The following is an 11697-nucleotide window of genomic DNA, read 5'->3' as shown; positions in this document are numbered from 1 at the left end:
TCGGGTGAAGATTTGCGCGGGTCAGGAGGACCGAAGGTGGCGTTCGCCGTGGAACGGTTCGACCACATTGTCCTGAATTGCCACGACGTCGAGGCCACCGCCGCGTGGTACGAGCGGGTGCTGGGCATGCGGCGCGAGACGTTCGGGCCGTCGCGGCGAACGGCGCTGCGCTTCGGGGATCAGAAGATCAACCTGCGACCGGTTGGCGCGTTGGCCGACGATCCCGTCTGGTTCACCGGGGCGGTCGAGGCCGCCGGCTCCGAAGACCTGTGCTTCATCACCCGCGCCAGCCCGGATGACGTCCGCGCCCACCTCGCCGCGTGTGGCGTCGACGTGATCTCCGGACCGGTTACCAAGACAGGGGCACTGGGCGAGATGACCTCGCACTACTGCCGTGACATCGACGGCAACCTGATCGAGATCGCCGTCTACTGAGGGTCGGCCAGCGGATACAGGGCCGGAAGATTGATCACGATGGCCTCCTGGCTGCTGCGAGCGATCACCACCTCGGCGGTCGTGTCGGGGTCGGGGTTTTCCTCGCGGTGCGGCAGGTACGGCGGGATGAAGACGTAATCGCCGGGCGCGGCCGCGATGCGGACCTCTCCGGTGCCGTCATGGAACACGAATTCCGGATTGCCGCTTCGCACATAGATGGCGGTCTCCGAATCGCCGTGATGGTGGTTGTCCGAAGCCGATTGCGGCGACGCGTGTGTCTCGCCCATCCAGAGCTTCTCCGCGCCGACCGAGCTGCCGGACAGGGCGGCGAAACGCCGTAACCCCTCCGATTGTGCTGTGTCGGAGCTGATTTCCGCTGCCCTGATGTGGCGTACTCGGTTGCGCGCGGGGGGTGCTGCCGTGTCGTCGAAGTCTGGATGGAATCCGTCTGCGGTGGCCATGAGTCAATTATCGTCCGAGGCGTCCCGATACGCCTCGAGCAGCCTGAGCCACAGCTCGCTGATCGTCGGGAAGCACGGTACGGCATGCCACAGCCGGTCGATGGGCACCTGGCCGGCGACCGCGATGGTGGCCGAGTGCAGCAGCTCGGTCACCCCCGGGCCGACCATAGTGACGCCGAGCAGCTGGCCGCGGTCCACGTCGACCACCATCCGCGCGCGGCCCGTGTAGCCGTCCGCATAAAGCTCGGCCCCCTTCACCACATCGCCGATTTCGATATCGACTGTGCGGAACCGATGTCCGGCCTGTTCGGCTTGCCGGGCCGTCAGTCCGACGGCCGCGGCTTCAGGGTCGGTGAAGAAGGCCTGCGGCACCGCATGATGATCGGCGGTCGTCGCATGCGCGCCCCACGGTTTGGTGTCCAACGGCTTTCCCGCTGCACGGGCGCCGATGGCCGCACCGGCGATGCGGCCCTGATACTTGCCCTGGTGGGTGAGCAGGGCCCGGTGATTGACGTCGCCCGCCGCATAAAGCCAGCCGTCCTCGAAGGTGCCACGCACCAGGCAGGTGTCGTCCACCTCGAGCCAGCTGCCCGGCCTCAATCCCACGGTCTCCAAACCGATGTCGTCGGTCAGGGGTGCGCGACCGGTGGCGAAGAGCACCTCGTTGACCTGCAACTCGGTGCCGTCGTCCAAGCCGAGGACAACGTGCGAATCGTCCGGTCGTCGCAGCGCGCGAACCGAAACCCCCATCCGCACGTCGACGCCGCCTTCGGTGAGGCCGCGCTCGATCAGCTCACCCACGAAGGGCTCCATCCGCGGCAGCAGTCCCGACCCTCGCACCAGCATCGTCACCTGGGAGCCCAAACCCTGCCACGCCGTTGCCATTTCGACGCCCACGCCGCCCGCGCCCACGACGGCGAGCCGCTCCGGGACCGCGCTGCTGTCGGTGGCCTGCCGGTTGGTCCATGGCCTCGCCTCGGCGATGCCGGGCAGGTCGGGCAATGCTGTGCGACTTCCGGTGCAGATGACCACCGCATACCGTCCGGTCACCGCCACCTGGTCGCCGGCGGCGTCGGTGACGACGACGCGGCGCGGGCCGTGCAATCGACCGTGCCCCCGTATCAGGGTCGCACCGATACCGCTCACCCAGTCGGCCTGGCCGCTGTCGTCCCAGTCGGTGACGTAGCGGTTACGGCGGCCGAACGCACCGTTGGCGCTGATCGAGCCGGTGACCGCCTCCCGCGCACCGTCGACCCTGCGGGTGTCGGAAAGCGCAATGACGGGCCGCAGCAACGCTTTACTGGGCACGCACGCCCAATACGAGCACTCCCCGCCGACGAGTTCGCGCTCGACCAGAGCAACACGCAGTCCTGCGGCCCGGGCGCGTTCGGCGGCGTTTTGGCCGATCGGGCCTGCGCCGAGCACCACGACGTCGAAGGCTCCTCCGTCAGTTGCTCCCATGGTCGACGACCCTTCCGCTTGGTGGCCACGGCGCCGAGGCCGTGCTCTGCGTATTCATCGGAATTCGTTGAGTTGCTTGGCGAGCTGACGCAGATCCCTGGCGACGATGTCGGGCTGCGGCAGTCCGTCGACCGGCAGCGCTGCGTTGCCGCGACGGGTGATGAGTGCCCCGCGGAATCCGGCATTCTGTGCGCCGATGGTGTCCCACGCGTGCGCGGCTACCATCATGCAGTCGCCCGCGGGCACCTCGAGTGTTTCGCATACGTAGCGATACACGGCGGGCGCGGGCTTGAAGACCGTACGTGCATCGACGCTCAATTGGTGTTCGAAAAAGTCTGCCAGTCCGGACCTTTGCAGTGCCGTCGGGCCATCCGGATTGGGTGGGGAGTTGGTCAGAGTGACCAATCGAAAACCGTTGTCTCGCAAGGCGGCGAGGCCGTCGGCCGCATCGGGATGTGCCGGCATGGTGAGCAGCGCGGTCCTCAGGCGATCCAGTTCGTGGTCGGTGACGTCCACCCGGTAGATGTCGCCCAGCATGCGCAGCACGCCCTGGGCGAGCACGGGAAACGTCACGTAGTTGCCGGCGAGCGTGATGGTCATCGAGTACATGACCAGCTGGGCGAACCATTCGCGAAGCATCCGCTCGTCACCGAACAGCTCGCCGAAAAGCGGTGCGATGGACTCGATGTCGAGCAACGTCTCGTTGACGTCGAAGACGAGGACGGACGGTGTTGCCATGGCTAGTGCTCGTCATTCTTTCGTTGGGGGATATCCGGTCGTAGATACCCCACAAGGCACAACACAATCAACACCATCGCGGCCACCGGCCACCACAAGGCGACCAGCGCCGCCGTCACGAACACCCCGAGCGTGATGAACGACCTCATCTGCAGCAGCTTGCGCATCCGTGCGGAAGCATCTTGGTGCGAGGGCCTATCGACCGCTTCCCAACACAGCGCCAGGTAGGTGATGTTGACCAGGACGAAGACCGCGGCGTAGAGCGACACCGGTGCCGCGGCCAGCCTGCTGTCGGCGATCCACTCGGTGGTGAACGGGATCAGCGACACCGAGAACAGGTGCGCGAAGTTCGACCACACCAACCGGGGCGTGGCGACCTGGGCGTAGTTGAACAGGTGATGGTGGTTGACCCAGACGATCGCGATGAACAGGTAGCTGACCACGTAACTCAGCCCGGTGGGCCACAGCGGCAGCAGGGCGCGAAACCCGTGGGCGCTCGGCGGCCTGAGCTCCAGCACCAGGATCGTGATGAGCACGGCGAACACGCCGTCCGAGAATCCCCGCACCCGCTCGGGACTGGTGTCGCGTGCCGCCACGCTAGCTCCTTCCCAGCACCTCATCGGTGTCGAGTCCGCGGTCTACCCCGTGCGGGATGACGGTCTGGCCGGGTTCCAGCTGAAGTTGGTTGCCGTCGAGGTGCACTTCGATCTTGTCCGGTTCGAAGGACACCAGGTTGCGGACCCGCGCGACCTCCGTCCAGGCGTCGACGTAGGACCATGCAGCGCGTTGGTGGCTGCCGATGTCGTAGTAGGAGCATATTCCCTTGTATGGGCAAAACGTCTGGATATCAAAGTGTTTGAGGGCCGACTGGTCGATATCCTCGCGCGGCACGTACCACCTGGGTGCAAAGCCGGACTCATACAGCGCCAGCGGGCGATGGGTATCGGCGATCACCCGGTCGCCATCCCGGACGACGAGATGCCGTGCAGTGGAACGGATATCGATGCGGTGATAGGCGTCGGCGGCGTGCCCGACGATCCGCTCCTCTTCTTCGTAGAAGGCATCCATGGCGCGCCACGCGAACGCCACCCGGCCGTCGAGCACCATCGCGTGCGCGGGCAGTCCGTTGTGCTCCCAGGCGCCGTGATTGCTTTCGTGTTCCGCGGCCTTGACCGTGAACCATTGGGTGCCGCCGAGGTCGCGGTGCTGCGTCAGCCGATCCTCGGCGACCAACGTTCCCTCTTCGATGTCACCGCGGGGGAAGTAGGCGACCGGGTAGCGGCCCGGCTCGTGCAAGAGAATCACGTCCTCACTGTCCGCGATCCACCGACCAGCGAAGCGCACCCGCATCCGGCGACGCAACGGCTCGGCGAAGAGCAGCCGCGACGGCATCGGCTGTTCGGTGAGGAAATGCCCGAGCGATGCGGTCGCCAGCGGGCCTTGCTGCCACGCCAAACCCATACCGTGTTCCTCCGTTTCGGCCGGCCAATCGCGGGGCGGGTGGTTCGCGGACGCGCATCACTCCATGACGACGACGAGCTTTCCTGGTATCGCTGGACGAAGCCGAACCTGGCAACGAGCTCGGTGCAGCCGAATATTTTTGGGCTGTACGACCCATTATTATGGGCCCGCCTACCCACTATGTCCAGCGGAACTCGGCGATCAGGCTTTGCGTCGATTGCGAGGCGGGGCGGATCGTCCCTTGCGGGGTGGCGGTTGAGTTCCGAAGGAGCGCACGTAGTCGACGGCGGCATTGACGGCCGCCCGCAACGGTTGCGGATCGCCGGTGACGTGGGTGAGCATCGCGCCGCCCTGATGGGCGGCGACCAGCGACACGGCAAGATGCCGCGGGTCGGCGTCGGGGCGCAGGTCGCCGCGATCGCGCATCGACTCGAGGCCGGCCCGAAACAGCGCAATCCATTGGTCGTATCCCGCGGCGAGGTCGTCGTGTATCTCGCGGTCGGCCTCGATCAGTTCGCCTGCCAAAGACCCGTACACACAACCCCCGACCCGGTACACGGTGTCGATGTCGGACACGCAGGCGTCGGCCCAAGCCTGCAGCGCGCCGAAGCTGTCGAGTCCGGCGAATTGCGGCCGAGTGTGGAAGGCCCGCACGTCATTACGGCGCGCCTCGACGACGTGCCGGGTCAGATCGCGCTTGTCGGTGAAGTAGTGCGAGATCTGGGATCCGCCCACCCCCGCGGTGCGCCTTACCTGGTCGACGCTCGTGTTGGCCACGCCCCGCTCGAACATCAGCCGCGCGGCGGCCTCGATGATCCGCGCGCGCGTTGCCAGTCCCTTGCGGGTGAACCCCGGTGCGGGCCGTTCGGTCACGTCGTCACCCCTGACAGCCTCAGCCAGCCCGTCGCGCCGGGCTGCGCCCCCGCGACCGGCGCGGTGGGCGGGGCGCTCGTTCGGCGCTGTCGGTGGCGAACGAGCGCAGGTAGTTCACCGCGAAGCGGATCGCATCGGCGTGCGGCCACTCCTCCTGATAGGTGAACGTCAGCACGCCACCGCCCTGGTGCGCGGCGACGATCACCAGGGCGAGCCGGCGCGGATCGGCATCCCGAACCAGCAGCCCGTCGCCCTTCATTCGCTGAATTGCCTGCTCCAACAACTCGATCCACTGGCGGTAACCGGCGGCCAACGCCTCGCGCGTGGTGTCGTCGGTCTTCGCCAGTTGGGCGGTGAGTGCGTGATAAGTGGGGGTGCCGAAGTAGCCGATGCGGCGCAGGTAGCGCATGTTGAGGTCGATCCACCGCTCGAAGTCGTCGAACGAGCCCAGGTCTCCAAGCGTGGGCTGGCGGTGAAACTCCAAGACCACGCCGATCTGGCGCCGGATCACCGCGCGTATCAGCGCCGCCTTATCGGCGAAATAGTGGGCAAGCTGCGAGCCGCTGACCGACGCCGCGCGGCGCACGTTGTCCATGTTCGACGCGGACAGACCCTCGGTGACGATCAGCTGGGCAGCCGCCTGCACAATCCGGTCGCGGGTGGCGCGCCCCTTGGCGGTCAACCGTTGTTCGTCGTGAACATCCGGATGGGCCATCGCGCCAGGCTAACCCGGGAGCGCCCCCATTTTTGGGATCTCCAGCCCATACATCAGGTCAGGCCGCGACCCGTTTGGCGAGGAAGCCCCGAATCAGCCGGGCGACGTCGTCGCACGCGGACTCCAAGAGGAAGTGGCCGCCGTCGAGCAGGTGGATCTCGGCGTCGGGGAGATCGTCGGCGAACGCCTCGGCGCCGGCCGGCCCGAAGATCTCGTCGCCGCGGCCCCACACCGCGAGCAGCGGCACCCGGCTGGCGCGGAAGTATTCGTGCAACTGCGGATACAGGGGGGCGTTGGTGGCGTAATCGCGAAACAGTTTCAGCTGCACCAGATCGTTGCCGGGCCGCGAGAGCAACGCGTAGTCGTGGTGCCAGGATTCGGGATCGACCAGCGTCTCGTCGGCCACGCCGGTGACGTATTGCCAGCGGGTGGCGTCGAGGGTGAGGAACTGCCGCACCGGCGCCTCGGTGGCCGGCGTCTGCTCCTGTTGGTACGCCTGCACGACCTTCCAGAAGCTCTCGACGAATCCCGCGTCGTAGCCATTGCCGTTCTGGCTGATGATCGCGGTAATGGCGGTCGGGTCGCGCAGGGCGAGTCGCCAGCCGATCGGTGCGCCGTAGTCCTGGACGTACATGGCGTACCTGTCGACGCCCAGGGTTGCGAGCAGGCCCGCCGTGAGGTCGGTCAGCGCATCGAAGGTGTAGTCGAACTCGTCGACGGGTGGGGCGTCGGACAGCCCGAAGCCGAGGTGATCCGGCGCGATGAGGTGGTATTCGTCGGCGAGGGCCGGGATCAGGTGGCGGAACATGTACGAGCTGGTGGGAAACCCGTGCAGCAGAAGCACCGCGGGAGCGGCCGGGTCGCCGGCCTCCCGGTAGAAGATCCGATGGCCGTCGACGGTGGTGTATCGATGATGAACAGCAGGCATGGGATTCCTCCTGACTCAATGCATTTGCGCATCGTGCACCGCGGCGGCGTCGGATGGAGGTGCGCGGATCCCGGAGTCCAGATTTATGGGTTGTACGACCCAGTATGCACCAAACGAGCATCGCGCAACAGTCCGCGAAACGGATATGTTGCCGAGCGCACCCGGCTGCCATATTCTGGGCCAACCCTCCCAGTTGGCGGCTCGCTCGATGCGGGCCAATTCGAGGTGACACAGTGAGCACACTCGTTTCGGTGAACGTGGGCTCGCCCAAAAACGTGCGATGGCGTGATAAGACCATCTACACCGGGATCTGGAAGACCCCCGTCGAGGGACCGGTCATGGTGCGTCGGCTGAACCTCGACGGCGACGGCCAGGGCGATCTCGCCGGTCATGGTGGGGAGCAACGCGCCGTCATGGTGTACCAGAGCGAGTCCTACGACTTCTGGAGGGCCTACCTGGGCCGCGACGACCTGCAACCCGGACACTTCGGCGAGAACTTCACCGTCACCGGGCTCGCCGACGATGACGTGTGCATCGGGGATCGCTATCGGATCGGGGACGCCGAGTTCGAGGTGACCCAGCCGCGTGTCACCTGCTTCCGGGTCGGCATCCGCCTCGACGAGCCCGACATGCCCAATCTGCTTGTCTCTCAACATCGCCCGGGCTTTTACTTCCGGGTGATCACCGAGGGGCACGTTCGGGCCGGCGACGACATCGTGCGCACCCGCCGTGGCCGTCACGAACTCAGCGTCACCGACGTCGACGCCCTGCTCTATCTGCCCGACCGCGACGTCGAAACGCTTCGCAAGGCCGTCGACGTTCCGGCGCTCAGCCCGGGCTGGCAACAGTCATTCCACGACCTGCTGGCCGCACGCGATGGCACCGCGCCGGCGGCGGCACCACCCGTCGAACCCGGGTGGAAGGGATTTCGCGGCTTACGCGTCACCCAAACCCGCCGGGAGAGTGCGCAAGTGCTCTCGATCAGGCTCGAGGCCGACGACCGGAGTTCGCTTCCGCCGGCCCTTCCGGGCCAGTACCTGACGGTCAAGGTCACCGGTGCCGGCGAGCCCGCGCCGTTGCGCAGCTACTCCCTGTCCGATGACTCCTCGGCCGGCACCTACCGGATCAGTGTCAAGCGCGAGGATCACGGTGTGGTGAGCCGCTGGCTGCACGCCCACATCCAGCCGGGGTCGGTGATAGCGGCGGCAGCCCCGCGCGGCGACTTCTACCTCATCGATGACGGCGACCCGGTTGTTCTGTTCTCCGCCGGCATCGGCGCGACGCCCGTCCTGGCGATGCTGCACGCGCTGTCCGCGGCCGGGAGTCGGCGCGACATCTGGTGGCTGCACACCACGCGCAATCGCGAATCCCAGTCCTTCGCAGACGAAGTCACGGCACTCATCGCGACGTTGCCACACGCCAGGCAACGAATCTTCTACACCGAAACGCAGGGCCGCCTGCGGCAAGAGTCCATCGCGGCATTGGGCCTGCCCGCGAATGCAGCCGTGTACCTTTGCGGTCCAACGCAATTCATGGCGGATATGCGTGACGGCCTGATCAGCATGGGGTTCGATCCCGCCCGCATCCACAGCGAGCTGTTCGGCGCGCTGCCGGCGATCAACCCGGGCATCGTCGAGGGCGGGGAGCGCAAGCCGCCGCACCGCCCGGCCGGCCCACCGGGCACGGGGCCCGCGATCACGTTCGCGCGCAGCGGATTAACCGTCGACTGGTCCTCCCGATTTCGGAGCATCCTGGACTTGGCCGAGGCCTGCGACGTGCCCACCCGCTTTTCCTGCCGAAGCGGGGTGTGTCACGTGTGCGTCACCGGAGTTGTCGCGGGTTCGACCACTTACCTTCAGCAGCCGTTGGAGCCGCCGGGTGACGGGTCGGTCCTCATCTGCTCGGCGGCACCGGAAACCGATGTGGTGCTTGACCTCTAGGCCTTCACGCGGCGATTGCCCGCTGGCCTCCGGTCGCGTGCAGAATGGCGCCGTTGACGTAGCTGGCGTCCGGCGACGCGAGAAAGACGACGGCGCTTGCGATTTCGCTTGCATCGGCCGTTCGTTGCAGCGTGGTGATGGCCGCGATCGTGTCGAGTACACCCGGGAGTGCGTTGGCCCCGGGCGTGTCGGTCGGCCCCGCGGCCACCGCATTCACCCGCACGCCCGAGGCGCCGAATTCATCGGCCCAGACACGGGTCAGCTGATCCACGCCGGCTTTGGTGGCCCCGTAGATGCCCGCCCCGCGGGTCGCTACCGATGCGGCCAGAGTGCTCACGTTGACCACGGCACCGCTGCCCCGGGCGGCCATGGCCGGCACCAACTGCTGGACCAGGATGTACGGCGCGCGCAGGTTGACGTTGACGTGTTCGTCGAAGGTCGCGTCGTCGGTGTCCGCCGTAGGGCCGAACTCGTAGATTCCGGCATTGTTGATCAGGATGTCCACCGGTCCCGCCTCGGCGGCCAACCGCCGGACATCGTCGGCGACGTTGAGGTCGGCGGCGACGAAACGCGCCGTGCCACCGGCGTTTTCGATGTCACGGACGGTCTTGGCCCCGCGCTCGGCATTGCGGCCCTGCACCACGACCTGGGCGCCGCGAGCCGCGAGCTGCAGTGCTATTTCCCGGCCGATCCCCGATGTCGCGCCGGTCACCAATGCGGTCGAGCCGGCCAATGTTGTTGCCATCGAAACCCTGCCTCCAAGAGAGAAGTTCGTTTGTCTCTCGGTAAGCAGTGGCTCGCCGGTAATTATTCCTACGGGCTGAGCGGGACGGACGCCTCCGCGGTGTAGCACAGGAAGGTCAGCGTCTCCTGGAGATACAGCTGCACGGTGTCCGCGTCGTGGCTGGTGTACCCGATCGACACGTCGTGCCCGAGCTGCAGGTCGAAGTCACCGCCGCGGGTGGTCAGTACGAAAGCGCCGTCGATGGCCGGCGCCCAGATGATGTCTCCTGGGACCAGCCGGTCGATGTGTTCGAGGATCGGATAGCCGTGTTCGGTCGTCTCGCTGACCCGCGTGTAGACGTCGGCGGACAGCAGCACCGAGTAGGGGCCGTCGACACCGGCCAGCCGGAGTTCGGAGATCGCCTGGGTGATGACGTCCGGGATCTCGCGCGGATCTGCCGGCAGGGTCAGCGACTTGTTGGAGCTGGCCGAGCGGATGCCCTCGATGGATGCCGCGGCGTAGCCCTCGAAGATGGCCCGGTCTTCCACGAACGCCAGCTTCTTGGCGGCATCCTTGACCGGGTCCCAGTCGGAGTCGTTGGCGCCGCGCTCGACGTTGTCGATCTCGTAACGCGAGAGGGTGAACGGAACCCGCAGTCGGACAAGGGGTTTGCTTTCCCGCAGGTGGGCCTCCACGCCGTCGGTGGGGGACGCCACGTCGGCGAGGCGACCGGTGCTTACCGCGGCGGTGGCCGGCCCGCCGGGCTCGCTGACGTCGACCACCCGGCGCCCGGCGATGTGGCGTTTGAAGGTGCGGGTCGCCTCCAATTCGATTTCTTCCCAAGCGGCTTCGGTGACCGGTGCCAGGTCGCGGTAGAGGTTGTTCATGAAGTGGTTCCTTTCAGGCTGCCAATCGAAAGTGAGCCGTTCTGTGCAACAGGCGTTTCCGCCACCGGCGCTGCGGGCAGCGGCGGTGGGTCGTCGAGAAAGTCGAGGGTGGGGGAGAAGAACAATCCGCCGGTGACGGCCGTGGAGAAGTCCAGGATGCGGTCGGTGTTGCCGGGCGGGTCGCCGAGGAACATGTTGCGCAGCATTCGTTCGGTGACTTGTGGCGTACGCGAATAGCCGATGAAGTACGTGCCGTATTCGCTCTTGCCGAGCTCGCCGAACGGCATGTTGTGCCGCACGATCTTCAGTTCGGTGCCGTCGTCGTCGGTGATCACGTTGAGGGCGATGTGGGCGTTGCCCGGCTTGACGTCGTCGTCGAGCTCGATGTCGTCCAGCTTGGTGCGACCGATCACCAGCTCCTGCTCGGTGACCGGGATCGAATTCCATGACGACATGTCGTGCACGTACTTCTGCACGTGCACATAGCAAGAGCCAGCGAAGTCGGGGTCCTCGTCGCCGACCGCGGTGGCGCTGGTGGCCAGCGCGCCGTCCGGGTTCTCGGTCCCGTCAACGAATCCGAGCAAGTCGCGGTTGTCGAAGTAGCGGAAACCGTGCACCTCGTCGACCACGGTGACCGCACCGGCCATCGATTTGAGGATCCGGTCGGCCAGCTCGAAGCAGACGTCCAGGCTCTCTGCCCTGATGTGGAACAACAGATCTCCAGGCGTGGCGGGAGCGGTGTGTCGCGGTCCGGTGAGCTCTGGAAACCGGTGCAGTTCGGCGGGCCGCGGACCGGAGAACAGCCGATCCCAGGCGTCGGAGCCGATCGAGGCGATCGCCGACAATCGTTTCTGCGGTTCGCGGAAACCGATCGCGCGCACCAACCCGGGAATGTCGGGCAGCGCGTCGTGCACCGCCTCCTCGCCGCCGTCGTCGATGGTCACCACCAGGAAGATCGCCGCGGGGGTCAGCGGCGCGAGGATGGGCTGCGGCTGGACGGGGGGCACTCTGAGGACCCTAGCGTGGCGACGGCGAGCGCCGGAAGCGGCGCGAGTAAGGAGCGCGCCATCGAAC

General features: G+C 66.7%; 13 protein-coding genes. 2 read left to right on the top strand and 11 right to left on the bottom strand.

Annotated elements, in window-relative coordinates:
• Positions 1–36: 36 nt before the first annotated feature.
• Positions 37–435 (top strand): VOC family protein, encoded by a 399-nt coding sequence (locus tag A5708_RS09965; RefSeq protein WP_065028457.1) that lies wholly within the window; start codon positions 37–39, stop codon positions 433–435.
• Here the strand turns inward: A5708_RS09965 and A5708_RS09960 are convergent.
• From A5708_RS09960 to A5708_RS09925, 8 genes are all read right to left on the bottom strand, one after another.
• Positions 429–896 (bottom strand): cupin domain-containing protein, encoded by a 468-nt coding sequence (locus tag A5708_RS09960; RefSeq protein WP_065028456.1) that lies wholly within the window; start codon positions 894–896, stop codon positions 429–431. The genes A5708_RS09965 and A5708_RS09960 overlap by 7 nt on opposite strands.
• 3 nt (positions 897–899) lie before the next feature.
• On the bottom strand, positions 900–2357 hold the full coding sequence (locus A5708_RS09955; RefSeq protein WP_065028455.1) for a dihydrolipoyl dehydrogenase family protein: 1458 nt from the start codon (positions 2355–2357) through the stop codon (positions 900–902).
• 54 nt (positions 2358–2411) lie between these two features.
• Positions 2412–3095 (bottom strand): haloacid dehalogenase type II, encoded by a 684-nt coding sequence (locus tag A5708_RS09950; protein ID WP_065028454.1) that lies wholly within the window; start codon positions 3093–3095, stop codon positions 2412–2414.
• A gap of 2 nt (positions 3096–3097) precedes the next feature.
• Positions 3098–3691 (bottom strand): TMEM175 family protein, encoded by a 594-nt coding sequence (locus A5708_RS09945; RefSeq protein WP_231117862.1) that lies wholly within the window; start codon positions 3689–3691, stop codon positions 3098–3100.
• 1 nt (position 3692) lies between these two features.
• Complete coding sequence (locus tag A5708_RS09940) at positions 3693–4556, bottom strand: DUF427 domain-containing protein (protein WP_065028453.1); 864 nt, start codon at positions 4554–4556, stop codon at positions 3693–3695.
• Between the two features lie 201 nt (positions 4557–4757).
• The gene (locus A5708_RS09935) at positions 4758–5429 is read right to left on the bottom strand and encodes a TetR/AcrR family transcriptional regulator (RefSeq protein ID WP_065028452.1); all 672 of its coding nucleotides are present in this window, start codon (positions 5427–5429) and stop codon (positions 4758–4760) included.
• A gap of 19 nt (positions 5430–5448) precedes the next feature.
• Positions 5449–6144, bottom strand: a complete 696-nt coding sequence (locus A5708_RS09930) for a TetR/AcrR family transcriptional regulator (protein WP_065028451.1) — start codon at positions 6142–6144, stop codon at positions 5449–5451.
• A gap of 58 nt (positions 6145–6202) precedes the next feature.
• On the bottom strand, positions 6203–7072 hold the full coding sequence (locus A5708_RS09925) for an alpha/beta fold hydrolase (protein ID WP_065028450.1): 870 nt from the start codon (positions 7070–7072) through the stop codon (positions 6203–6205).
• Between the two features lie 233 nt (positions 7073–7305).
• On the opposite strand from A5708_RS09925, the gene A5708_RS09920 reads away from it, so the two are divergent.
• Complete coding sequence (locus A5708_RS09920) at positions 7306–9012, top strand: MOSC and FAD-binding oxidoreductase domain-containing protein (protein ID WP_065028449.1); 1707 nt, start codon at positions 7306–7308, stop codon at positions 9010–9012.
• A 4-nt stretch (positions 9013–9016) separates the two neighbouring features.
• On the opposite strand, the gene A5708_RS09915 is transcribed toward A5708_RS09920, so the two are convergent.
• From A5708_RS09915 to A5708_RS09905, 3 genes are all read right to left on the bottom strand, one after another.
• A complete protein-coding gene (locus A5708_RS09915) occupies positions 9017–9757 on the bottom strand; it encodes an SDR family NAD(P)-dependent oxidoreductase (RefSeq protein WP_065028448.1) in 741 nt (246 codons plus the stop codon).
• Positions 9758–9825: 68 nt separating this feature from the next.
• Positions 9826–10623: a family 1 encapsulin nanocompartment shell protein gene (locus tag A5708_RS09910; protein WP_065028447.1), complete on the bottom strand. Its 798-nt coding sequence runs from the start codon at positions 10621–10623 to the stop codon at positions 9826–9828.
• Complete coding sequence (locus tag A5708_RS09905) at positions 10620–11630, bottom strand: Dyp-type peroxidase (protein WP_065028446.1); 1011 nt, start codon at positions 11628–11630, stop codon at positions 10620–10622. Before A5708_RS09905 ends, A5708_RS09910 begins: the two co-directional genes overlap by 4 nt.
• Positions 11631–11697: the final 67 nt, after the last annotated feature.

It is taken from the genome of Mycobacterium colombiense, assembly GCF_001672755.1.
GTDB classification, from domain to species: domain Bacteria; phylum Actinomycetota; class Actinomycetes; order Mycobacteriales; family Mycobacteriaceae; genus Mycobacterium; species Mycobacterium colombiense_C.
The sequence above is the reverse complement of the archived record's forward strand: the minus strand, read 5'-3'. Positions and strand labels throughout refer to the sequence as shown.